Source organism: Candidatus Mycolicibacterium alkanivorans, assembly GCF_022760805.1.
GTDB lineage: Bacteria > Actinomycetota > Actinomycetes > Mycobacteriales > Mycobacteriaceae > Mycobacterium > Mycobacterium alkanivorans.
Genome location: NZ_JAIVFL010000001.1, coordinates 541,353 through 565,396 on the forward strand (window position 1 = coordinate 541,353; position 24,044 = coordinate 565,396).

Genomic DNA, 24,044 nt, shown 5'->3' on the forward strand with positions numbered 1-24,044 from the left:
GAGGAGTTCATGCGCACCGAACGAAATTGTCGACCGGTCCCGTTGGGCGCGTGGCCTGGCGGTCCGGTGGCCGGGCCGCTGAATACGTCCTCACCCTCCGGTGCGACGTCAAGAAGCCTGGGCAGCGCATGAGTCATGTTGCCACCACGCCTGATTCGACAAGGTCGGCGATCTCCTGCGCGCTCAGGCCGAGCCGCTCGGTCAGGACGGCGGCGGTGTCGTCACCCAAAGTCGGTGCGGGCTGGGCGGCAACGTGGGCGCCGTCGACCGACATCGGCAGGCCCGGCGCCAGATAGGTACCGATGCGCGGTTGGTCCAGGCTGGCGAACAGCGGGTTGGCGGTGACCCGCGGGTGCTCGACGACCTCTGCGAAGCTCAGGTAGCGGTCCCACAGCACCGAGCTGGCCGACAGGGCCGCGGTGATCTCCTCAGCGGTATGGCTGCGAAACCACGCTGCGAATAACCCGGAGAGCACGTCTCGGTGCTCGTAGCGCTGACCCTCGTCGGTGAAGTCTGCGTCGAGTGCTTCGGCAACGGCGGCAACCGCTTTCGCGGTCCTGGTGAGTTCGGCCAGATCTCGGAAGTGGCGTGCGGTCAGGGCCACGATCATGAACGAGACACCGTCGCTGCTGGTGAAGTTCTGGCCGTACTGGCCAAAGAGGCTGTTGCCCAGCCGCGGCCGCTGGGTCCCATTGACCATGACCTCGGTCAGGAAGCCGAGATTGGCCGCGGTCGCCAACGCGACATCGTCGAGGGGCAAGCGGATGCTGCTGCCCTTGCCGGTGGTATCGCGTCGGCGCAGGCCGGTCAGGATCGCCACCACGGCGTACAGACCGCAGCTGACGTCCCAGGCCGGCAGGACGTGATTGACGGGCTCGCGCTGCGCCGAGGGACCGGTGACGAGCGGAAAACCGGTGGCCGCGTTGACGGTGTAGTCCACACCGGTCGACCCGTCGGCGCGGCCGACGACCTCCAAGTGAATCAGGTCGGGGCGCTCGGCGCTGAGAGTCTCGTAGGAATGCCATTGGCGGCCAGCCACATTCGTGATCAGGATGCCACTGTCGGTGACGAGGCGCTGGATCACCCGCTGGCCCTGCGGAGAGCGCATGTCGGCGGCGACCGAGCGCTTGCCCTTGTTCAGCCCGGCCCAGTAGATGCTCTGCCCGGAATCGGTCAGCGGCCACCGGTGGTAGTCGGCCGCACCGCCGATCGGGTCGACCCGGATCACCTCAGCGCCGAGCTGAGCCAGCGTCATCCCGGCCAGCGGCACGGCCACGAAGCTGGAGATCTCGATGATGCGGACACCGGCCAGCGGCAGGTCAGGTTCAGAAGCCACGCGAAGAGTATGGCGGGCGGGTGTTCACGGCATTGCCTCGGCCATCGCGCGGATTGAAGTCGACGTGATGCGCCATCGCCGGTAGCGGTCGCGGTAGTCGACGTAAGCAGCGTAGTCGCCTGGGCGATCCGACCGCCTGGGCATGACCCCGACGAACTTACGAGCGAGATCACCAAGTGTGGCTTGGCGGCGAGACCGGTAATTGACGGTTATGCCACCGCGACCGGTACACCCAGGCAGACCAGCATCAGCAGCAGGAGAAACCACCCCGCGCCCTGCCAGATCGGCCAGACGCCTTCGGCCTTCCACACCCGGTAGGCCTGCACCAAGGCGCCGACGCCGCCGACGAAGAGAATGACCGGTACCAGTATCCCCGCGGTCAGCGAGCGCCAGACGACCGCCGCCGCGAACGCCACACCGGCCACCGCGACGACGGCCACAACGTAGGTGACTGCCGCCCGGAACATCCGCGGGTCATGCCAGCGCTTCTCGACGTCGTTGCTCGTCATAATTTCACCTCTCTCCCAGGGTAGACCTCGATAGACGACCGCGGCAGGGTTGACGTCCCAGGCCGCCGCGCGAGAACCCGGCTGAGGCGCAGCGTGCGCGGAGGTCAGTGAGAGGATCGGGCCATGCGTCTGCTGCTTCTCGCCGACACGCATGTCCCGAAGCGCGCCCGCGACCTACCCACCCAGGTGTGGCAGGAGGTGGAACGGTGCGACGTCGTCATCCACGCGGGCGACTGGGTGGAGTTGGGCCTGCACGATGCGCTGTCCGCCCGGTCGCGGCGCCTCATCGCGTGCTGGGGCAACAACGACGGACCGGACGTGCGTGCGCGACTTCCCGAACGGGCCGACGTGATACTGGACGGCTTGCGTTTCACCGTGGTCCACGAGACGGGCGCGGCATCGGGCCGCGAGGCCCGGATGGCCCAGCGCTATCCCGAGACCGACGTGCTGGTGTTCGGCCACAGCCACATCCCGTGGGACACCACCGCGCGGACAGGTCTTCGGCTGCTGAACCCGGGCTCCCCGACCGACCGCCGGCGCCAGCCGTTCTGCACGTACATGACAGCGGCCACTCGCGGTGGAGCCCTGCACGAGGTACGCCTGCATCAGATCGAGAAAAATTAGCTCTGCGACAGAGCTATTATGTGGTGTGGACACCCGCACCGATCTGGTCACCGAACTGTTTAGCACCATCGGCCGCTTCCGGCGCACGGTGCGCCGGTCGGGGCCCCGCGGTTTCGACCTGACCGGCGTCACCGAGTCGCAGGCCGAGCTGCTGGGCCTGGTCGGTCGCCAGCCCGGTATCTCGGTCAGCGCGGCCGCCGCCGAGCTGGGTTTGGCACCGAACACCGCCTCCACGCTGGTGTCGAAATTATCGGCCGATGGGTTGCTGGTCCGCACCGCCGACGCCGAAGACCGCCGCGTCGGCCGGCTGGCCCTGACCCCACCGGCTCAACGCCTGGCCGATGCGTCCCGTGCGGCCCGCCGGGCCGCGCTGGCCGAGGTCCTCGACGGCCTGGACCCCGAGGACGCCCGGGCGCTGGCCGCCGGATTGCGGGTGCTGGCCGACATCACCGAGGAGTTGCAGGAGAAGCGAACATGACGACACCCGCCATCGACTGCCGTCACCTCACCCACCGTTACGGCGACTTCACCGCGGTCGACGACTTCTCGCTGGAGGTGCAGACCGGTGAGACCCTCGGCCTGCTGGGGCCCAACGGAGCCGGGAAGACCACCGTCGTGCGGTTGCTGACGACGCTGGCGCCGATCCAGCGCGGCGAGGTGCGGATCTTCGGGCTCGACGCCCGTCGGGACACCATGGACATTCGGTACAACATCGGCTATGTCCCGCAACAACTTTCGATCGAGCCGGCGCTGACCGGAGAGCAGAACGTGGAGTGGTTCGCCCGGCTCTACGATGTCCCCCGCGCACAGCGGGCCCAGCGGGTTGCCGAGGCGCTCGAGGCGATGGCGTTGCTCGATGTCGCCGACCGGCTGGCGAATACGTACTCCGGCGGGATGGTGCGCCGGCTGGAGCTGGCGCAGGCACTGGTGACCCGGCCGTCGCTGCTGATTCTCGACGAGCCGACCGTGGGCCTGGATCCGATTGCCCGCGACGGGGTTTGGGGCCAGGTGCAGCGGATGCAACACGAGTTCGGCATGACAGTTCTGCTGACCACCCACTACATGGAGGAAGCCGACGTGCTGTGCGACCGGGTGGCTCTGATGCACCACGGCACGCTGCGGGCCGTCGGCACCCCCGCCGAACTCAAGGCCAAGGTGGGACCGGAGGCGACGCTGGAGGACGTGTTCCGTCATTACGCCGGATCCGGCCTGGTCGAGGACACGGCTCGGGCGGGGCTCGGGGAGATCCGGGCCGGGCGGAAGGCGGCACGTCATGCCGGTTGACTCGGCCCTCCCCCCCGGCATGCTCCGGGCGCCACGCGGCTGGCGGCGGGCAGGCAGCCTGCTGGGGCGGATGGAGACGTTCGCGTGGGTCGAGCTCCAGAAGCTGCGCCACGACCGCACCGAGCTGTTCACCCGGATGGTCCAGCCCGCCCTGTGGCTGCTGATCTTCGGCACCACGTTCAACCGGCTGCATGTCATCGACACCGGGCCGGTGCCGTACCTGGCGTTCCTGGCGCCCGGCATCATCGCCCAGTCGGCGCTGTTCATCTCGATCTTCTACGGCATCCAGATCATCTGGGACCGCGACGCAGGGATCCTGGCCAAGCTGATGGTCACCCCCTCGCCGGCCTCGGCGCTGGTGACCGGCAAGGCATTCGCCGCCGGAGTGCGTTCGGTGGCGCAGGTGGTCGGCGTGCTGGCGCTGGCCTACCTGATGGGCATTCACATGACTTACAACCCGCTGCGGATCCTGGCCGCGATGGGTGTGGTGATGCTCGGGTCGGCGTTCTTCGCGTGCCTGTCGATCACGCTGGCCGGGCTGGTGCGCAACCGGGACCGGTTGATGGGTATCGGCCAGGCGATCACCATGCCGCTGTTCTTCGCCTCCAACGCGCTGTACCCGGTGGCGGTGATGCCGGATTGGCTGCGCTGGCTGTCGCGGGTGAATCCGCTGAGCTACGAAGTGGATTCGCTGCGGCTGCTGCTGGTCGGTATCCCCTCGGCGCATCCGTGGCTCGACATCGCGGTGTTGGCGATCGCAGCGGTGGTGGGTATCGGGGCGGCGTCGGCACTGCTGCGTCGACTGGTCGGCTAGCCGGTTCGCGACAGTAACGCCGCGGCGGTCAGGCTGGCGATTTTCCGCCGTGCGGTTACTGTTGCAGTCGGCGGGCCAGCCCGGTGGCCCGGACCGCGCGGCGGTCGATCGCCGCCCGCAACTGCGCGGCCGTGCCCACCACCCGCACCTTGCTGCGGGCCCGGGTCACCGCGGTGTAGAGCAGCTCGCGGGTCAGCAACCGCGAATCCTCCGGCGGCAGCAGCACCGTCACCTCGGCGGCCTGACTGCCCTGACTCTTGTGGATCGTCATCGCGTGCATGGTCTCGACGTCGGCCAGCCTGCTGGTGGCGAATTCGGCCCGGCCCTCCGAGCCGGCGACCACGGCCCGCAGCGCGCCGTCGCGCAGAACCGTGATACCGGTGTCGCCGTTGTAGAGCTTGAGGCCGTAGTCGTTGGCGGTGATCAACAGCGGCCGGCCCACGTACCAGGACGCCCACAGCGGAGCATCGGTCTCCTCGGCGAGCCAGCGTTCGACCTGCCGGTTCCAGTACGCGATGCCGTACGGCCCGCGCCGGTGCGCGCACAACAGCCGGTGTTCCTCGAGGGTCGCCAACGCCGCCGGTCCGTTGCCGAGCACGGCCGCCTCCCGCAGGCGCAACGCCTGCGGGACCAGGATCTTGCGCAGGCAGTCGGCCGGCTCGTCGGTGTCCATCCACTCGACGTGGGCACCGCCGGCACCCAGAACATCCACCGCCAGCTCGGCGTCACCGTCCCGGATCGCCTGTGCCAGAGCACCGATCGACTCGCCGAAACGGTGCGACGTGACGAGCCGGGCGACGGGAGTGTCCGTGGTGGCGGCAAGCCCGTCGACCAGGTCGGCCAACACCGCACCCGCCTCCACCGAAGCCAGCTGGTCGGGATCGCCCACCAACAGCAGCCGCGAGTCGGGGCGTACCGCCTCGACCAGCCGGGCCATCATCGTCAACGACACCATCGAGGTCTCGTCGACGACGATCACGTCGTGCGGCAGCCGGTTGCCCCGGTGATGCCGAAACCGCGACGAGGTCTCCGGTAGCGAGCCGAGCAGGCGGTGCAAAGTCGTGGCCCGCAACGCCGGCAGCCGGTCACGGTCGACGGAGTCCAACTGGTCGACCTCCAGTTGCACCGCCTCCTGCAGCCGCGCCGCCGCCTTCCCGGTGGGCGCTGCCAACGCGATGCGCAGCGGGGGCTTGCCGTCGAGTTCGGACTGCTCTGCCAGCAGCGCGAGCAGACGCGCAACAGTGGTGGTCTTGCCGGTGCCCGGGCCTCCGGTGAGCACGGTCAGTCCCCGTGACAGGGCAACCTCGGCGGCCTGCCGCTGCTCCTCGAAGCCCGGCGGGAAAAGTCGTGTGATGTCGGGCAGTTCACCGGCGGGCCTGGCCGCAGCCAGCGCGAGAACGTCCCCGGCGACCTGCCGCTCCTCGAGCCAGTAGCGGTCGAAGTACAGCAGGCCCTCGTCAAGGTGCAGCACCGGTGGGGTGCCGAGCAGAGGACTGGCCGCGACCGCCGCCACCCACTGCTGCGGCGCGGGCCAGTCCAACTCGGGCATGGCGACCTGCGCCTGCAGCGTCGCCAGATCCACACACACCGAGCCGGCGCGCACAGCCCTGACGACGAATGCCACGGCAAGCGCCACCGTGTCGTCGGCGTCTCCGGCCAGCGATGTGAGCCGTTGTGCGACAAGCACATCGGCGGCTTCGACGACACCTGCGTCGTTGCTGGCCCGCAGCAAGCCGGTCGCCTCGGCCGCGCGGCGCCAGCTCGCAACGTCCACCTCGTCAAGGCTCATGCCGCCACCTTCCGGCCGTCGAGCAGTTCGGAGAGTTCGACCGCCAGAGCGGCGGGCGGCTGCCAGCTGAACACCCCGGCCGGCTGGCCGTCGGCAAGCGGCGTGTCGGGGCCGCACATGCCGCGCACGAAGAGATACAGCACGCCACCCAGATGCCGCGCCGGCTGGTAGCCCGGCTGCCGCCAGCGCAGGAACCGGTGCAGGACAACGCTGTACAGCAGCGCCTGCAGGGGATAGTCGGAATGCAGCATGGCCTCGGCCAGCCGGCGGCGATCGTAGTCCGCCGCGGTCAGCGGACGGTCCGGCTCACCGAGCCAGTTCGTCTTGTAGTCGACTACGAGGTAGCGGTATCCGTCGCCGTCGGGCACGCGCAACACCGCGTCGACGGAGCCGGTCAGGTAGCCCCGCAACGACTGGCCGCCCAGCGCCGTGCCGGTGAGCCGCTCCACATAGGGTGCCACCGGGTCACCGTCGGGAAGGTGTTTGGCCAGCAGCCGGCCGACGTCGGCGAGCCTGATGTCGGGGGCAGCCGAGCGCAGATCGCCGCCGGCGAGGGGGAATTCGAAGTCCATCTCACACAACCGGTCTGACAGCCCGATCTCACGCAAGGTCAGTCCGCCGGCCAGCGGGCCCAACGGCGTGTCGTGCATGGGCACCAAGGCTGCGGCCAGTTCGGCGGCGGCAACGTCGACCGGCCACCACACCGAGTGGCGCTCGATCTGTGCCTGCAGCTCGGCGGCCAGGTCGGTGGCGAGCGGGTCAGCGGTCTCCAGCACCGCGTGCACCAGCGTGCCGAACTTGGCTCCGGTCGGCAGGTCGGCCATCGGTGAGGGGATGTCCGCTCCGGCGGCGGGAGCCGTCACGGTCAGGTCGGCCACCTCGTCATCGAGTTCGACGACCTCAGGCTCACTGCCGAGCCCCGGGGTGTCGGCGCTCCGGATCAACCCTGAATACGACGTCCGGCGCCAGGACGTGTCGATCCCGCGGTGGAAATGCCGGACCGCCAGATCATGTCGCGCCGCAGGCAACGTCAGTTCCGTCTTCGGGGCGACGACCGACTCCTCGACGACGAGCCCACCCACCGTCTCCCATTCCCGCAGGAGTGCCATCGCGTCGGCGTCGTCGATCCGCTCCGGGTCACAGCGGTCCGGAACCGCTGATTCACCCGGACGCCTGCCGCGCAGCAGCCGCGACAGTCCGCCGTTGGGTTCATCCCAGGACGGCGCCCACCACGCCACGACCTGCGACTGGGCGCGGGTCATCGCGACGTAGGTCAGCCGCGTCTCTTCTCCGGCGGCTTCCCGCCTGCCGGCCGCCCGGGCCATCGCCAGCTCGGCACTGTGCTCGCCGCCGATATGCAGGCAGCGGCGACCCTGGTCGTGGAAGCGAACCAGATCCTCTTTCCGCACATACCGATTGAAGGTGAAGGGCAGGTACACGATCGGGAACTGCAGGCCCTTGCTGACCCACACCGTCATGATCTGCACCGCCGCCGAGTCGCTGTCGAGACGACGGTTGCGTTCGGCGGCCCCGGACCTCTCGTCGCGCTGGGTGCGCAACCAGTTGCGCAGCGCGGTCAGGCTGAAGTGCTCACGGTGCGCGACGTCGTGCAGGAGCTGGGTGACGTGAGCGAGGTCGGTCATGTTGCGTTCGCCGCCTGCCCAGGAGAGCACCCGCCTTCCCATCCCCGCCAACTGAGCGGCCTCGAACACCGCCGCCACACCGGCTTCGCGTGCGTGGTCGGCCCACTGACGCAGCGTCTCGGCGACCCGGTCGGTCAGCGCGTCACCGCCGTCGGCGAGGGTCTCGGCGGTTTCACCGAAGAACATCGTCGCGGCCGCGGCACGCACCAGGCCGGGCCGGTGCAACTGGTCGAAGGCCTCCAGCAGACACAGCCAGTCCTCGGCGGCCTGCGACTTCAGCACGTCGGTATCGCCGGTGTACACCGCCGGGATACCGGCCTCCGCCAGTGCGTCGAAACAGACGCGGGCGTCGGTGTGGCTCTCGGTGATGACGGCGATGTGGTGGGCCTGCAGGGGCTCTCCGGCGAACGTGGCGTCGCTGTCGAGCAGCACGCCGATGTCGGCGGCCAGATCCTTGGCGATGTACGGCCGCAGCACATCCATCTTGACCGTGCGGGTTCCGCTGAGGCCGAAGGTGTCTCGCGAGACCACGCGCAGGCGGAACGGATCGTTGCGGGGAGCGCCGGCCAGGCGGTGGCCTCGATGATGCGGCGTGACGTCTAGAACCTTGATGTCGGCGTCACCCAGCTCAGCACCGAGCAACACCGTTCGCAGCCGGTCCACCAGGACGGCATCGCTGCGCCAATTGACCCCCAGCGTGCGACGGTCACCGGCTGTCCGGGCGGCCTGCAGGTAGGTGAAGATGTCACCGCCACGGAATGCGTAGATGGCCTGCTTGGGATCGCCGATCAGGACCAGCGTGGAGCGACCACTGAAGGCGCGCTCGATGACCTGCCACTGCACCGGGTCGGTGTCCTGGAATTCGTCGACCATCACAACCGACCACCGCTGGTGCATGCGAGTGGCGGCGACCGAGTTCTCGGACTTCAAGGCGTCGGCCAGGCGGGTGAGCAGGTCGTCGTAGCTGAGAATCCCGCGCCGGCGTTTGCGTCTCTCGAGTTCGACCTGAACGTCGTTGCCGAAGCCCACCCGGATCGCCGGTTCGGAGCCGGCGGGCGCATCGAGCGGGCGAAGCTGCGTGCACGGGTTGGCGACGACCTCGCGAGCCAGTGCGAGCGCCTCGGCACGCGTCATCGGGGGCTCTTCGCGCTCCTGCCCGAAGTGCCGAAGGTACAGGTCGTCGACGATCTCGGCGACCAGGTCGTCGAGGCTTTCGGCCAGCGTGGCTCCGCCGTCGCTGTCACCTGCCACGCCAAGGGATTTCAGTACCAGGTGGCAGAACTGGTGCGTGGTGGCGATGGTGGCGGCGTCGAAGGAGGCCAGGGCATCGTGCAGTCGTTGACGACGGGTCCCGAGTTCGTCGGGGTCACCGGTGGTCAGGGCTCTCAGTACGCGGTTGTCACCGATGATTTCCGGATTGTCGAAGGCGTTCAACGCGTCGTGCAGCGCGCGCCGTACCCGTTCGCGCAACTCCTGGGTGGCGGCCCTGCCGAACGTGATCAGCAGCATCTCGTCGAGTCGGGCCCGTCCTTCTGCGACGTATCGGGTCACCAGCGCGGCGAGTGCGAAGGTCTTGCCCGTTCCGGCGCTGGCTTCCAGCACCGTCGTCGAACATTCCGCGGGCAGCGGTCCGAGCAGGTCGAAGGTGTCCATCAGATACCGTCCTCGGCCTGCAGCAGCGGCCCCCACAGCCGCACGGCAAAGGCACCCAGCCGGCAGGTCTCGCCCTCGGCCTCCTCGCCGGGCCGAACCGGCGTCAGCAGCTCATCCAAGTCGGGCTCGCGGCCCCAGACCCGTGCGATGGCACGGTCGTCGCGCTCGTACCGCCACTTCGACCATGCTTCGTTTCTGGGGTCCTGCCGGCTATGTCGTGCTGCCGCCCAGGCATGGGAGGTCTTGATGGGCAACGGAATCGGCTCGCGACGGCCGGCGTCGTAGGTCGCTACCAGGTCGCGCAGCACGGTCACCGGATCCTGCAGCGGCGGGCCGAGCACCCGTTCCGCGACGCCCCTGCGTCTCCGCTGCCGACCGATACACACCGCCGACCAGGACCCGGGCCGGGCTGCCGCCAAGGCCACCAACGGGATCCACGCCTTGAGCAGATGCTGGGCGTCGAGTTTGGAGTAGGTGACCTCGACGAGGCGGTTACCGAAAACGGGTGAGACAGTTCCGGTCAGACGGCGTCCGGCGCCGAGGTCGACATCGACGTCGTAGGCCTGCGGGGTGCCGGTTCGATAGGACAGCGCTGCGCGCGCGAGTTCGCTTGCCTGGTCGCGCAACTCGTTGGCTTTGCGCCACCCCAGCCGGCCCGGCGGCAGTGAACCTCGTCGCCACTCGGCCTGCCCGGCCCGCTCGGGGTCCATGCCGGCCATCATGTCCATGAGCAGACGCTGGCCCACCGTCCACTCTTGCAGGTTGTCGATCTCGACCGGCATCGCGTCGTCGACACCGTCCACTTCCCACGGCAGGGTGAAGTCCAGCGCCGTGAAGAAGCCCTTGACCGGATTGGCGAAGAACCTCGACAACTCCTGCAGTGTCACGTCATCGGGCGGCGGCTGGGGCAGTGGGTGCGACACCAGGTCCGGTCGTTCGGGGCGCGGGCCGCCGCTGACGGAGGCCGCACTGAGCGCACTGGTGTCGAAGGTGAATGGTTCGCCTGGCACCCCCAGTGCACCCGGCGTCACATTGCGAATATCGAAGGGCTGCAACGGGTGACGCACCACGACCTGGTCCTGGCAGATCGGCTCGCCGACGGTGCGGTCCAGCGCGTCGAGGAGTTCGGCCAGCGGCACGGCGGGCGGCCGCGGGTGGCCGGAGTACTCGTTGGCCCCGGTGTAGGTGACGACGAGCTTGTCGGTGGCGGCACAGACCGCGTCGAGCAGCAGCTGGCGGTCCTCCGACCGGATGTCACGCTCACCGGTCATCGGGGTGCGTGCCAGCGCGTCGTCACCGTCGACCGCGCCGATCCGCGGGAAGACCGTGTCGTCCAAGCCGACGAGGCACACCACCCGATGCGGCACCGAACGCATCGGCACCATGGTGCACACCGTGAGGGTGCCGGTGCGGAAGTTGGCCCGAGTCGGGCGCCCCGCAAGGTGTCGGCTCAGCAGGGCCACAACGTCGGGCAGCCGCATCACGGTGGCCTCAGCCTGCGGGCGGGCCAGGATCTCGCCGAACTCGCGTCGGAGCTGACTGGTCTGCCAGGCATCCTCACCGGAGGTCTCGGTGAGACTGGCGACGCCTTGGCCGAGCGCTGTCAGCCACTGCGCCAAGGGTTTTGCGCCGCTGAGCAATTCGACCACCGACTGCAGGCGGTTGACGAACTCGGCGAGCCGCCCGGCGAGTTCCACACTGTTGCTGCCGACATCGTCGAGAGGCAGCGTAACGTCGAGCCAGGCCTTCGAGTCGTCGGACATGGCGACTCCGGCCAGCACCCGGTCGATGCCGAAGCGCCAGGTGTTCTGGATGAACGGGATGCCGTACGGCGCGCGGTGTTCGGCGTCGAAGCCCCACCGGATGTTGGCCTGGCGAACCCATCGAGTGATGTTCTCAAGGTCGTCGTCGGTGAAGCCGAAGCGTGCCCGCACCGGCGGCGCGTGCGCGATGTCGAGCACCTCGGTTGCGGTGACCCGGCTACCGGCCAGCGTGAGCAGCTGGGACGCTACCGCCAGCAGCGGGTTGGTCTGGACCAGAGACCGGTCGGCCAGCCGCACCCGCAACTTGTGGGCCGGATGCGCGCCCGGGACCACCTCACCCAGGCCGAAGTCGGCGGCGATCAGCGGAGCGTAGGTTTCGATGTCCGGGCACATCACCAGGATGTCGCGGGGCTCCAGCGTCTCGTCGTCGGCGAGCAGGCCCAAGAGCACCTCACGCAGCACGTCGATCTGGCGGGCGGGGCCGTGGCAGCTGTGCACCTGCACCGAGCGGTCGTCGCTGCGCAGCGAGCGGCCCTGCGGGCGTACCGCATTCGCGGCGACGTCGGACTGCAGCCAGCCCAGCAGGGTGTCGGGCCGCTCACCGCCGCCCAGGAACTCGTCGGTGGCCACCGTGGCGGGCAGATTGCGCTGCAGCTCGCGCAGATCGCGGCCCAGGGTGGCCAGCAGCGGATGGCCGACGGCGCGGTGGCTGACGTCCTCGCGGCGCGGGATCGCGCCGTGCAGATGCTCCAGCGCCGTCCACAATTCAGCACTGGGATGCGGCAGCCACAGGTGCACCTCGTGGTGGACGGCCAGCGCCTCGAGCAGTTCGATGTCGGTGCTCGCCAGCCGGGTGTGGCCGAACAGCGATAACCTGGCGGGCAGGTCCGCCCCGGATTCGTGGTGCAGGGCAACGGTTTTCGCATGTCGCACGTGGGGCGGGTCGATGGCCATCTTCGCCACCAGCGCGCGCCACAGGTGCGGCTGCCAGCGCAGGTCGGTGTCAAGATCGTCGGCGGCGCCGTCGAGCCAGTCGACCAGCAGTTGCGGACGCTGGCGGGCGTAGGAGGCGAACAAGCCGGCGAGCCGGCGAGCCACGGCATAGCGCCGGCCTTGCCGCAATTCCTTCTCCTCACCGGTCACGAAGTGCCCGAGGTGGGCGGCCAGGGTGTGACACCAGCTCGCGTCGAGGATGGCGTCGATGACCTCGAGCAGCGGCCAGACCATAGCGTCGGGTGACCACGGGTCGTCGTCGCGGGTGCCGGTGATCTCGGCGATGAGCGAGCCCGGCGACCGGAACGACACCCCCGCGCACACGCCGTCCGCCCCGCCGCCCCGGCCCAGGATGTGGGACAGCCGCTGGCTGAGCCAGCGCTCTATCCCGCGGGCGGGCACCACCACGAGTTCCTCGGCGAACGGGTCGGGTTGCGGAGTGGCCAGCAACGTCCCTAACCCGTCCGCGAGCATGTCGGTGCGTTCGGCGCGATGTACGTGCAGGGCCATAGCGGACAACCGTAGACCGGGTCCCCGACACCAGACCTCTGGCGCTGATCAGCTGGCGCCGCCGTCGACGCTGAGGGACAACCTGTCGCGCCGCTCAGTTCCGGTGTGCTGCGGGCAACGTCAGCGTGAACGTCGACCCCTCGCCGGGTGTCGACGTGACCGTGACGTCACCGCCGTGCGCGTTGGCGATCTCGCGCACCAAGGCCAGGCCGATGCCGTAGGACTCCCGGCCTTCGCGGGTGGTGTGCTCGCTGCCATGGGAGAAGCGGGTGAACAACGTCGCCATGGTCTCGGCGTCGATGCCCACGCCGTCGTCGGCCACGGCGGCAAGCACTTTCGCGCCGTCACGCCGCACACGCAGCTCCACCGTGCCACCCCGGTGCTCGTGGCCGAGCGCATTGTCCACCAGTGACGTCAGCGCCCGGCGCAGTGCTGCCGCCGAACCGGCGACGTCGAATACGCCTTCGCCGCTCGGTGTTTCGCACACATAGTTCAACGTGACCCCCAGCGAATTCGCATAGGACGCCATACTGTCGCGGACTGCAGCCCCGACAGCCGCCAGATCGACCCGGTCACGCGGCGGCCTTCCCGCGGTCATCGTCGCCGACGCCAGCAGGTCATCCACGATGTCTCCCAGTGCGCGGGTGTCGGCGACCAGCGCGTCGACATCCTTCTGCACGGTGTCCTCATCGGCCGTCCCGACCCGGTGGGCCAGCATCTGGGCCCTGGTGTGCAGCACCGTCAACGGTGCCCGCAGCTCGTGCGAGGCGTCGGCCACGAAGCGCCGCTGCAACGCCAGCGCCTGCGCCAGCGGCCGCACCGATCGCCGGGTGAACAATGCCACCACCGCGATGGAGGCCATAATGCCCGTCAGTTCGGCGAACGCAAGCGAGATCAGCAGCCGGTTGCGAGCCGCCTGGTAGGGCGCCAGGTCGATCATCGCCACCACCCGGCCCTCGGGCCGGTCCACCGCCAATGCGCGGAAATGCCGCCCCTCGGCGCGGATGTCGCTGAAACCGCTCGGGCCGGTCAGCAGCGGAACACCGGGCTGCCCGCCGTCGCTCACCGAGATCTCGCCGTCGGTCTCCCAGATGGCCAGCTCCATGCCCGGCGGCGGGTCGTTGGTGTCGTCGACGACCATGGCCACGCTCTGCAGCTCAGCATCGATCTGGCGGCGCTGGGTCCGCACATAGACCCCGAACACCACACCCCCGACCAGCAGCAGCACAAGCGCCAGTGCGGCCGACGCCTGGAACGCCACCACCCGACCGGCCTTCTTCACCACGGCAAGGTCACCGGGTGGTGTGCCCTCGGATTCCTTGTGGTGCGACAACATTGGGCTCACTCCAGCCCGAATTGGTAACCGGTGCCGTGCACCGTGCGGACCACCTGCTTGCCCAGCTTGCGGCGCAGGTAGTGCACGTAGAGGTCGACGGTTCCGCCGGACTCCGCGCCGTCGAACACCGACTCGAGCAGTTGCGCGCGGCTGAACACCCGCTTCGGTGCGGCCATCAAGGTGGCGAGCAGCGCGGCCTCGCGCTCGGAGAGCTCGACCTCGATTTCCCCCGGCGTGGCGCCGGACACCCGCCGGCTCACCCGGTCCAGCGCCAAGCCGCCGGCACGGACCACCCCGGTGTTGTCGGTGCGGCGCACCAGCGCGCGCACCCGGGCCAGCAGCTCGGGGATGTCGAACGGCTTGACCAGGTAGTCCTGCGCGCCGGCGTCGAGACCCTCCACGCGGTCCTCCACCGCCCCGCGTGCGGTCAGGATCAGCGCAGGCGTGGTGATACCTCTGGACCGCAGCAGCGCCACCAGCTCGGCCCCGTCCATCACGGGCAATCCGCGGTCGACGATCATCGCGTCGTAACGCACCGTCAGACCGCGGTGCATGCCCTGCTGACCGTCGTAGGCGGTGTCCACCAGATAGCCCTCATCGGCGAACAGCTGGGCGAGCATCCCGCTGAGCACCCGGTCGTCCTCGACGACCAGCAACGCGGGTCCGGCCTGTGGCGTTGACACGTACAGAGAGTGCCACGGGCACTGCACTCACCGCCCGCAACGGCGATTCTTACAGCACTCAAAGAACAGGCCGTCAGCCTGGACGACATGTCGTCGACGTTGGTCAGCCCCGGCCAGGCGCAGTGGAGCCGGTGGAGCACCGACATGCACCTGCTGGTGACCCGGCCGGCCGCGCTGGCCGAGGCACGGGCCGTCGTCGACGCCGAGCTCGACGCCGTCGAGATTGCCGCGTCACGGTTCCGGCCCGACTCGGAGATCTGTGCGCTGGCCGCCGCCGACGGGGCCCGCACGCCCGTCAGCCCGGTGCTGGCCGACCTCCTCGAGGCCGCGCTGGCCGCGGCCAGCCTCACCGACGGCGACGTCGACCCGACCGTCGGCTCGGCACTGATCGCGCTGGGCTACGACCGCGACATCGACCAGCTCGACCCGGCTCACCCGCGGGTGGCGTCGGTCAGCATTCGGTCGGATTGGTCGATGGTCGAGTTCGACGGCCGCAGCGTACGCCTGCCCGCCGGTGTGCTGCTCGATCTGGGTGCCACCGCCAAGGCCGTCGCCGCCGACCGCGGCGCGAAGCTGGTCTACGAACGCACCGGCAGCGGTGTGCTGGTCAACCTCGGCGGAGACGTCGCCACGGTGGGTCCGACCCCCGAGGGCGGCTGGCGGGTCCTCGTCCAGGACACCGACGACGACCCGGCCAGCCACGTCGTGCTGGGTGACGGGGCGGGCCTGGCCACCTCGAGCACCTGCCGCCGGCGCTGGTGGCGCGACGGCGATATCGTGCATCACATCATCGACCCCCGCACCGGCCAGTCGGCCGACCCGGTGTGGCGCAGCGTCAGCATCGCGGCCAGTAATTGCCTGGCCGCCAACACCATCAGCACCGCGGCGATCATCCGGGGCCGCCGCGCTCCGGATTGGGTCGCCGCACTTGGCGTTCCGGCCCGATTCGTCGACCGCGCCGGCGAGGTCCGCATTCAGGGAGGGTGGCCGCAGACATGAACAAGGACAAGGTCAAGACCACGGGCCGGCTGCACATCGACTGGACACGGTGCGACGGTCGCGGGCTGTGCACCGAGCTGCTGCCCGACGTGTTCACCCGTGACGACTGGGGATACCCGTTGGCGCGCAGCGGAGATCACGAGCCGGCGGTCCCGGCCGAGTCGGCGAAGTACGCGAAGGCCGCGGTCAAGCGCTGCCCGCGGCTGGCGCTGCGCCTGCTCGGCGACTGATGCTCCGCGGCCTCAGCCCACCAGGCGGGCGATGGAGCGCAGCGGGATGTGCAGCCAGCTGGGCCGGTGCCGCGCCTCGTAGGCCGCCTCGTAGACGGCCTTGTCCAGCTCGTATGCCGCCAGCACCGCGGAGTGATCACGCGGGTCGCTCTCGGCCTCCGCGGTGTACCCGTCGCAGAACGAGGCGCAGTTGCGGTCCACCCACTCCTTGGCCCTCGCCGCCAGCTGGCGGTCGCCGGTCTGGTCGACCAGCTGCTGGTAGGCCGCGTACTCGAAGGACCGCAGCATCCCGGCGACGTCCCGCAGCGGGGAGTCCGGCTCTCGCCGCTCGGCCGGCGGATGGCCGGGCTCACCCTCGAAGTCGATCAGCAGCCAGCGTTCCGGTGTCCGCAACACCTGGCCCAGGTGCAGATCGCCGTGCACCCGCTGCACCGTGACCGGTTCGTCGGCCAGCTTTGCGTAGCGCTCCTCGATCGCGGGTACGTAGTCGGTGAGCTCGGGAACCGCCGCCGCCGCGGCGGCCAGCCGCTCACGCATCGCCTCCACACCGAGCATCGCCGTCGAGGTGCCCAGCTCGTGGGCCAAGGTGGCGTGCACGGAGGCGACCGCCTCGCCGAGCCGGTAGGCCTCGCCGGCGAAGTCGCCGCCCACCTCGTGGGCGTACAGGTCACCCTCGGCGTACAGGTCGCGGGTACTCGCGGTCGCCATGTCCCAGCCCTCGGCGGAGTTGGCCGCATAGGCCGTGACCATCCCCAGCGGGCACGGCTCGCCGTCGAAGCTGGTGTCGAACGTCCCCAGCAACCGCGCGACGTGCGGATTGCCGGCCCGCCCCAGCACCCGATTGAGCTCGATGTCGGGATTCACTCCGCACGCTACCCGGCGGAACAGTTTGAGGATCGCCTCCTCACCGAACACCACGCTGGTGTTGCTCTGTTCGGCGTCGGAGACCCGCGGCGCCGACTCCAGCGGCAGCTCCACGTCGGGCTCCTTGCTGAACGTGACGTCGCCGATGGTGGCCGACGAGTCGATGAGCGACAGCAGGAACTGCACGGCCGACGGATCGTACAGCCCGTCGTAGGCGGTGTGATCGCCGGCCGCACCGATCGTCGCGACCGTGCCGTATTCCGAGAGCGGGGCCGAATCCCATTGCACCAGAACCTGGTAACGCTCCGCCGAGCCGTCCTGGTAGGAGGCGTCGACGAGCATGAGGTCCAGCCCGTCGCGCAACGGAACCGTCACTGCCGGCTGGGCCGACGTCAACGTGCGGCCACGGCCGGCATACCAGCGTTGCGCAGGCAGCCAGTCGCTCCACGGAAGGTTCTGCGGCGAACTCATTGCTTCTCCTCCGAGGGGCACAGCCGAAACCAGTAGAACCCGTGCCCCGGCAGCGTCAGCAGGTAGGGCAGCTGGCCGATCCGGGGGAACGCCACGTGCCCCGTCAGTTCCACAGGAGTGTAGGAAGTCCAATGCTGCAGGTTCAATTCGATCGGCTGCGGGAAACGCGACAAATTGTTCACACACAGCACGGTGTCGCCGCCGTCGGGCTCGCGCACGTAGGTCAGCACCGACGGGTTCGACCCGCTGAGCTCGCGGAACGTTCCGACGGCGAAGGCGTCGTAGCGGCGCCGCACCGCCAGCATGGTGCGTGTCCAGTTCAACAACGAGGTCGAACTGTCACGCTGCGCTTCGACGTTGACCGATTGGTAGCCGTAGATCGGGTCCTGGTTCGGCGGCAGGTGCAGCCGCCCGGGATTGGCGGTGGAGAAGCCGGCGTTGCGGTCCGGCGTCCACTGCATCGGTGTGCGCACACCGTCGCGGTCGCCGAGCCAGATGATGTCGCCCATGCCGATCTCGTCACCGTAGTACAACACCGGTGAGCCGGGCAACGACAGCAGCATCGCGGTGAACAGCTCGATCTGGTTGCGGTCGTTCTCCAGCAGCGGGGCCAGCCGACGCCGGATCCCCACGTTGGCCTTCATCCGCGGGTCCTTGGCGTACTCGGCGTACATGTAGTCACGCTCGTCGTCGGTGACCATCTCCAGCGTCAGCTCGTCATGGTTGCGCAGGAAGATGCCCCACTGCGCCATGTCGGGGATCTGCGGGGTCTGCGCCAGGATCTCCGAGATGGGGAAGCGCGATTCGCGGCGCACCGCCATGAAGATGCGCGGCATCAGCGGGAAGTGGAACGCCATGTGGCATTCGTCGCCGCCGGTGGCCGGGTCGCCGAAGTACTCGACGACGTCGGCCGGCCACTGGTTGGCCTCGGCCAGCAGCACCCGGCCGGGGCACTCGTCGTCGATCACCTTGCGGCAGTGCTTGAGGAAGGCGTGCGTCTCGGGCAGGTTCTCGCAGTTGGTGCCCTCCCGTTCGAACAGGTAGGGAACTGCGTCGAGACGGAAGCCGTCGATGCCCAGGTCCAGCCAGAACCGCAGGACGTCGATCATCGCCTCCTGCACTGCGGGGTTGTCGTAGTTCAGGTCGGGCTGATGCGAGAAGAACCGGTGCCAGTAGAACTGCTTTCGCACCGGGTCGAACGTCCAGTTGGACTCCTCAGTGTCGATGAAAATGATCCGCGCGTCGATGTAGCGCTGGCTGGTGTCGCTCCACACGTAGAAGTCGCCGTAGGGCCCGTCGGGGTCGCGCCGCGACTCCTGGAACCACGGGTGGGAGTCGGAGGTGTGGTTCATCACCAGGTCGGTGATGATGCGGATGCCGCGCCGGTGGGCGGCGTCGAGCAGGGCAACGAAGTCGTCGACGGTACCGAACTCGGGCAGCACCCGGTAGAAGTCGCGGATGTCGTAGCCGCCGTCGCGCAGCGGCGAGTCGTAGAACGGCGGCAGCCACAGACAGTCGACGCCCAGCCATTGCAGGTAGTCGAGTTGCTCGATGAGCCCACGCAGGTCGCCCACCCCGTCGGCGTTCGAGTCGTAGAAGGCGCGCACCAGCACCTCGTAGAACACCGCGCTCTTGAACCAGGTCCGGTCGGCAGGCAACGCCTGCGCCTGCCCGAAGTCGCCGGCAGTCGGGTGCTCGACGACACCGTCCTCGACGTGGCTGCCCTCTGCCGGGTCGCTGCTCAACTCCATCTAGGTTCCACTAGGTTCCACTACCCCGCACCGGCCGAAGCGAATCGTCGTCAGACACCGTCGTCTGCCCACCGTTGTAGTGCGACGGCGCCCACGCGGCAACCGGTGGCTGAAAACCGTTGTCGCCGTCGATTTTCAGTCGCGGATGCGCAGGACAACCTTGCCTTTGGCGGTTCGGTTCTCCAGTGCTGCCACCGCCGCACCCGCCTGCTCGAAGGAATAGACCTCCGGTTGCGGCGCGGGCAGCCTGCCCGACTTCAGCAACGCGGCTAGCCCGTTCCACTGCTCGGTCAGCGCGCCCGGATGCGTCATGGTCCAGGCACCCCAGCCGACGCCGACCACGTCGATGTTGTTGAGCAGCAGCCGGTTGACCTTGACCGTCGGGATCTCCCCGCCGGTGAAGCCGACCACCAGCAGCCGTCCGCCCGGCGCGAGGGAACGCAGCGAGTCGGTGAACCGGTCGCCGCCGACCGGGTCCATGACGATGTCGACGCCCTTGCCGCCGGTGAGTTCGGCAACCGCGTCCTTGAAACCGTCGGCCAGCACGACGTCGGTGGCACCGTTGGCGCTGGCCACCTCCGCCTTGTCCTCGGTGCTGACGACGGCGATCACCCGGCTGGCCCCCAGGGCAGGTGCGAGTCGCAGCGTCGACGTCCCGATGCCACCTGCCGCGCCGTGCACCAGCACCGTCTCGCCTTCGGCCAGCCGGCCGCGGACTGTCAGCGCGAAGTACACCGTGAGGTCGTTGAACAACAGGCCGGCACCGGCCTCGAAGCTGACGTTGTCGGGCAGCGGGAAGGCCCGCTCCTCGGTCAATACCACCGTCTCGGCCATCGCGCCGGTGATCATCGTCAGGCCCGCGACCCGGTCACCCGGCTTCACCGCCGAGCCTGCCGGAGCCGTGCGCACCACACCGGCGATCTCGGCGCCCAGGGTGAACGGGAGCTCCGGCTTGTACTGGTAGAGGCCGCGGGTGAGCAACGCGTCGGGAAAGGCCACCCCGGCGGCGTGGACGTCGACCACGATTCCGCCGTCGGCGGCCGGTTCGTCGATGTCGACGAGCTGCACCGCCTCCGGTCCACTGAGCTCGGTCACCCTGATCGCGCGCATCGCACCTCCACACTCACTTGACCGAGTGACCAGTGTGTCACGCCCCGGGTAACTCGATATCGAGCAGTTCGACCTGTAGTTCGCAGCGCGGGGTCGAGTAGGTGACGGTCTCACCGGCCCGGCGGCCGAACAGCGCCAGACCCAGCGGGCTGTCCGCGGTCAGCGTGCTGTCCTCCTCGCCGGCCGGGGTCTCCTCGAGGTAGTGGATCACCCGCATCCGCACCGGCTCGTCGCCGGGGAAGCGCAGCGTGACCTCGGTGCCGTTGGGCAGCTGACCCGGTACGTCGGCGTTGCCGCCGGCCAGCAGCCACGCCAGCCGGCTGATCTGCTCGTCGATACCGGCCAGATCCTCGGCGCGTTGCAGGGCGTCGGCGGCGTCACCGCGGTCACCGCCGGTGCCGGCGTCACCTTGCAGCTCGGCCCGCATCGCATCGCGGCGCCGGCGCAGGTCGGCCAGCTCCGCCTCGATGCGGTGGCGTTCCTGCTCGGCGAAGTTCGTCTCGCTCATGCCCGACAACGTACCTGCGTGGTGCGCCGGGAATGCCGGGTTTGTTTGGGCCGCTCCGCTGGACGCGATGCGCGCTTTTCCCGGCCGAACTCGGCGCGTCGGACTAATCGCGGTTGAGCGTCGCCTCCTCGAGGTCAAGACCGTGCAACACCGAGCGCAGCACCTCGTCGTCGATGCGCCCGCCGTCACGTTCGGCGATGAACGCCGCGCGTTCGGCGTCCAGCATCGCCAGCCGCAACCTGCGGAACACCACCGTCGGGCTCTCGCCGATGTCCTCGTCACGGCACAACCGCTCCCAGGCGGAGTCGCGGCGCCGCGTGTTCCAGCCGCGCAGCACCTGGGCGGCCCGCTCATGCACATCGGAAGGACCACCGGCGTGCTGCATGGCCAGTAGCTGGTCGAGGCGGTCGGCTGCCGCCCGCGCAGCGATGTCCTGCGCGGCGGCCTCGGCGAGAATATCGGTACGCGCTTCGTCGCCTTGCACGCCCAGCACCCGGATCAGCCACGGCAGCGTCAGACCTTGCAGCAGCAACGTTCCGATCACCACGACGAACGTCAGGAACACCAGTTGCGCCCGCCCGGGGAACGGCGCACCCGACATCGTCGTCAACGGAACGGCGAACGCGGCCGCTAGCGAAACCACCCCTCGCATGCCTGCCCACGCAACGACGAACATCTGCGCGCAGCCGGGCGCGGGTTGACGCTCGCGAACGCGGGCGAACAGCAACCGCGGCAGATACGCGAACGTGTAGAGCCACACGATCCGGACCCCGATCACGGTCGCCAGCACCGCCGCCGAGGAGATCGCCACGACCGAGGCCGGCATCCCCACCGTGTCGCTGACGACCCTGCGCAGTTGCAGGCCGATCAGCAGGAACGCGAACGACTCCAGCACCAGCTGCATCGCCTTCCAGACCGCCTTGTCCTGCAGCCGGGTGGCGTAGCCGGCCCGGGTGGACCGATGCCCGAGAATGAGCACAGCGACGACGACGGCGAGCACCCCTGAGCCATGGATCTCCTCGGCCACCTGGTAGATCAAGAACGGTGCGACCAGGCCGATAGCGCTCTCCACCATCGGGTCCTTCAGCCGTGACCTGATGTAGACGATGACCGCGCCCAGGACGCCGCCGACCGCGAACCCACCGGCCACTGCCAGCACGAGGGTGGCCAACGGGCGACCCCAGCTCTCAGCGGTGCCGACCGCCGCGGCCAGCACGACCTTGTAGACCGTCAGCGCCGTCGCGTCGTTGAGCAGGCTCTCCCCGCCCAGCAGCGTCATGATCCGCCGCGGCAGCCCGAGCCGGCGCCCGACCGCGGTGGCCGACACCGCGTCCGGCGGGGCCACGATCGCGCCCAGCGTGAGCGCGCCCGCCACCGTCAGCTCGGGCGCCGTCTTGTATGCGACAAACCCGACCGCGAATGTGGTCGCCAGGGGCAGCCCGATCGCCAGCAGCCCGATCGTACGAACGTTTCGGCGCAGCGCGAAATACGAGCTCTCCAACCCCGCCGACCACAGCAGCGGCGGCAGGATGGCGAACAGCACCAGATGGGGTTCGAGCTTGATCTCGGGAAACCCCGGGATCAAGTCGGCCACCAGCCCCGCCAGCACCAGCGCCAACGGCGCCGATACCTTGTAGTGCCGGAACACCGCCGACAGCAGCACCGCGGCAACCAGTACCGCCAACAGCGAGGCAATCACGTCCCCAGACCTCCTTTCGGTCCTCGGCTGGCCGCCCGCCCGATCCGCAACCAGCATGCAACGTTTTCGATCAGGCACGCCAACGCGTGCCCCTCGGGCTGATCAATCCCACAAGGAACCAGACCGCTGGCGCTCTGCGCGGTGCGGCAGCCACGGGAACCGGCAATCACTGGTGGTATCAGCGCATTTCGGCAGACTCTCCCCTTGTCTCAGAATGCCGCAGTAGTCTTGCGCCGGGGAGCTAGAGCGGATCACCCGAGGAGAAGCACAGATGACTGTCAGCGGCGAGCGACAGGCCCTGCGGGAATTCGGCGACGAGCGCGGCTGGAGCCGCCGGGAAGCCGACCGGGCCGACGTCTACACCCGAGACAAGGTCCGCGTCCGGGTGATCTGGCGGGGGGACGAGGCCATCAGCGGCGCGTCGTTCTTCGACGACGAGATGTACGAGTCCTACACGCGGGCTCTGGACAAGGTTCGCGCCTGGCTCATGCGCTAGTTCCCAGCAGCGCAATAGCGGCGCCGTCCGGCGCGACGTGCGCGCCCGGCCGACGATGTCGACATCTCCGACTTCACCGCCTGTACACACCGCCTTTCCGTTGTGTGCCCATCGCACTTCCGGGTCGGCGTTAAAGTTGGAGGTCATGTCGGACATCGGGTTCGCCCGCTTTGTCGCCATCGGCGACAGTCAGACCGAGGGCCTGTGGGACGGGGATGACGCCTCTGGCGTGATCGGATTCGCGGATCGGCTCGCCGTCCTGCTCGACTCGCTCTACCCCGGCCTGATGTACGCCAACCTCGCCATCCGGGGCCGCCGGATCGTCGATGTGCTCGACGACCAACTGCCGAAGGCATTGGCGATGCAACCCGACCTGGTGACGGTGTGCATCGGGATGAACGACGTGACTCGGCCCGGCCGGGCATTCAGCGCGGCGCTGGCCGATCTCGACGAGGTCTACGCGCAGTTGGCGGCCTCCGATGTCACCGTGGTGACGACGACGTTCCCGGACGTGGCCAAGATGCTGCCGGTGGGCCGGCTCATCGGATCACGCGTGCTGCAGATCAACGGGGTGATCCGCAATGCAGCCCACCGGCACGGCTTCGGCCTGGTCGACCTGTACAACGCGCCGTCGATGAGTGAGTCGCAGACCTGGAGTCACGACCGCATGCACGCCTCTTCGCTGGGCCATCGGCTGTTCACCGAGGCGGCCGCCGAGGCTCTCGGACTGCAGGGCAGCAGCAACGACTGGACCCTGGCCACCGGCGATGCCGATGATGCCGGTTTCTGGCAGCGCGGCTACGCACAGGTGCAGTGGACCCACGGGCTGCTGATCCCCTGGGTGTGGCGGCACCTGCGCGGGCGGTCCTCGGGTGATGGCCTGGACCCAAAATACCCCGTGCTGCAACCGGTTTCCAACCGGGAGCGACTGCCGCACCACACCGCCTGACCGTCGTCCGCCGCGCGCCCAACCCGACCA

Annotated in this window: 20 protein-coding genes; 8 read left to right on the forward strand and 12 right to left on the reverse strand. The window is 69.1% G+C overall.

Annotated features, from left to right (window positions below):
* Positions 1-133: 133 nt before the first annotated feature.
* On the reverse strand, positions 134-1,336 hold the full coding sequence (locus K9U37_RS02725) for a CoA transferase (RefSeq protein ID WP_243070413.1): 1,203 nt from the start codon (positions 1,334-1,336) through the stop codon (positions 134-136).
* 209 nt (positions 1,337-1,545) lie between these two features.
* Entirely contained in the window at positions 1,546-1,845 is a 300-nt protein-coding gene (locus K9U37_RS02730; protein ID WP_243070414.1) for a hypothetical protein, read from the reverse strand.
* Between the two features lie 123 nt (positions 1,846-1,968).
* Between K9U37_RS02730 and K9U37_RS02735 the strand changes: the two genes are divergently transcribed.
* Genes K9U37_RS02735 through K9U37_RS02750 form a run of 4 tightly spaced genes read left to right on the forward strand, consistent with a single transcriptional unit; the run spans position 1,969 to position 4,567 of the window.
* Positions 1,969-2,469 (forward strand): metallophosphoesterase family protein, encoded by a 501-nt coding sequence (locus K9U37_RS02735; protein WP_243070415.1) that lies wholly within the window; start codon positions 1,969-1,971, stop codon positions 2,467-2,469.
* Positions 2,470-2,494: 25 nt separating this feature from the next.
* Entirely contained in the window at positions 2,495-2,947 is a 453-nt protein-coding gene (locus K9U37_RS02740) for a MarR family winged helix-turn-helix transcriptional regulator (RefSeq protein ID WP_243070416.1), read from the forward strand.
* Positions 2,944-3,753, forward strand: a complete 810-nt coding sequence (locus K9U37_RS02745; RefSeq protein WP_243070417.1) for an ATP-binding cassette domain-containing protein — start codon at positions 2,944-2,946, stop codon at positions 3,751-3,753. Before K9U37_RS02740 ends, K9U37_RS02745 begins: the two co-directional genes overlap by 4 nt.
* Positions 3,743-4,567, forward strand: coding sequence for an ABC transporter permease (locus K9U37_RS02750; RefSeq protein ID WP_243070418.1), 825 nt, complete (start codon positions 3,743-3,745; stop codon positions 4,565-4,567). Before K9U37_RS02745 ends, K9U37_RS02750 begins: the two co-directional genes overlap by 11 nt.
* 55 nt (positions 4,568-4,622) lie before the next feature.
* Here the strand turns inward: K9U37_RS02750 and recD are convergent, their stop codons facing one another.
* From recD to K9U37_RS02775, 5 genes are all read right to left on the reverse strand, one after another.
* Positions 4,623-6,356 carry an exodeoxyribonuclease V subunit alpha gene (gene recD, locus K9U37_RS02755; protein WP_243070419.1) on the reverse strand — a complete coding sequence of 578 codons (1,734 nt, stop codon included), beginning with the start codon at positions 6,354-6,356 and terminating at the stop codon, positions 4,623-4,625.
* A complete protein-coding gene (gene recB / locus K9U37_RS02760; protein ID WP_243070420.1) occupies positions 6,353-9,652 on the reverse strand; it encodes an exodeoxyribonuclease V subunit beta in 3,300 nt (1,099 codons plus the stop codon). The genes recD and recB overlap by 4 nt, the downstream gene beginning before the upstream one ends.
* Entirely contained in the window at positions 9,652-12,918 is a 3,267-nt protein-coding gene (gene recC / locus K9U37_RS02765; RefSeq protein ID WP_243070421.1) for an exodeoxyribonuclease V subunit gamma, read from the reverse strand. The genes recB and recC overlap by 1 nt, the downstream gene beginning before the upstream one ends.
* Positions 12,919-13,012: 94 nt before the next feature.
* Positions 13,013-14,254, reverse strand: a complete 1,242-nt coding sequence (locus K9U37_RS02770; protein ID WP_243070422.1) for a sensor histidine kinase — start codon at positions 14,252-14,254, stop codon at positions 13,013-13,015.
* A gap of 5 nt (positions 14,255-14,259) precedes the next feature.
* Positions 14,260-14,937, reverse strand: coding sequence for a response regulator transcription factor (locus tag K9U37_RS02775; protein WP_243070423.1), 678 nt, complete (start codon positions 14,935-14,937; stop codon positions 14,260-14,262).
* 87 nt (positions 14,938-15,024) lie between these two features.
* On the opposite strand from K9U37_RS02775, the gene K9U37_RS02780 reads away from it, so the two are divergent.
* On the forward strand, positions 15,025-15,936 hold the full coding sequence (locus K9U37_RS02780) for an FAD:protein FMN transferase (RefSeq protein WP_243070424.1): 912 nt from the start codon (positions 15,025-15,027) through the stop codon (positions 15,934-15,936).
* Positions 15,933-16,166: a ferredoxin gene (locus tag K9U37_RS02785; protein WP_243070425.1), complete on the forward strand. Its 234-nt coding sequence runs from the start codon at positions 15,933-15,935 to the stop codon at positions 16,164-16,166. The genes K9U37_RS02780 and K9U37_RS02785 overlap by 4 nt, the downstream gene beginning before the upstream one ends.
* 12 nt (positions 16,167-16,178) lie before the next feature.
* Here the strand turns inward: K9U37_RS02785 and K9U37_RS02790 are convergent, their stop codons facing one another.
* From K9U37_RS02790 to K9U37_RS02810, 5 genes are all read right to left on the reverse strand, one after another.
* Complete coding sequence (locus tag K9U37_RS02790; RefSeq protein ID WP_243070426.1) at positions 16,179-17,501, reverse strand: maltokinase N-terminal cap-like domain-containing protein; 1,323 nt, start codon at positions 17,499-17,501, stop codon at positions 16,179-16,181.
* Complete coding sequence (gene treS, locus K9U37_RS02795; protein ID WP_243070427.1) at positions 17,498-19,252, reverse strand: maltose alpha-D-glucosyltransferase; 1,755 nt, start codon at positions 19,250-19,252, stop codon at positions 17,498-17,500. Before treS ends, K9U37_RS02790 begins: the two co-directional genes overlap by 4 nt.
* A gap of 135 nt (positions 19,253-19,387) precedes the next feature.
* On the reverse strand, positions 19,388-20,362 hold the full coding sequence (locus K9U37_RS02800; RefSeq protein WP_243070428.1) for an NADPH:quinone oxidoreductase family protein: 975 nt from the start codon (positions 20,360-20,362) through the stop codon (positions 19,388-19,390).
* Between the two features lie 37 nt (positions 20,363-20,399).
* Entirely contained in the window at positions 20,400-20,870 is a 471-nt protein-coding gene (locus K9U37_RS02805; RefSeq protein WP_243070429.1) for a GreA/GreB family elongation factor, read from the reverse strand.
* 103 nt (positions 20,871-20,973) lie between these two features.
* Positions 20,974-22,569 carry a Na+/H+ antiporter gene (locus K9U37_RS02810; protein ID WP_243070430.1) on the reverse strand — a complete coding sequence of 532 codons (1,596 nt, stop codon included), beginning with the start codon at positions 22,567-22,569 and terminating at the stop codon, positions 20,974-20,976.
* A 271-nt stretch (positions 22,570-22,840) separates the two neighbouring features.
* Here K9U37_RS02810 and K9U37_RS02815 point away from each other — a divergent pair, with 271 nt between their 5' ends.
* Together K9U37_RS02815 and K9U37_RS02820 are read left to right on the forward strand one after the other, a co-directional pair.
* Positions 22,841-23,065 (forward strand): hypothetical protein, encoded by a 225-nt coding sequence (locus tag K9U37_RS02815; protein WP_243070431.1) that lies wholly within the window; start codon positions 22,841-22,843, stop codon positions 23,063-23,065.
* 145 nt (positions 23,066-23,210) lie between these two features.
* A complete protein-coding gene (locus K9U37_RS02820) occupies positions 23,211-24,014 on the forward strand; it encodes an SGNH/GDSL hydrolase family protein (protein ID WP_243070432.1) in 804 nt (267 codons plus the stop codon).
* Positions 24,015-24,044: the final 30 nt, after the last annotated feature.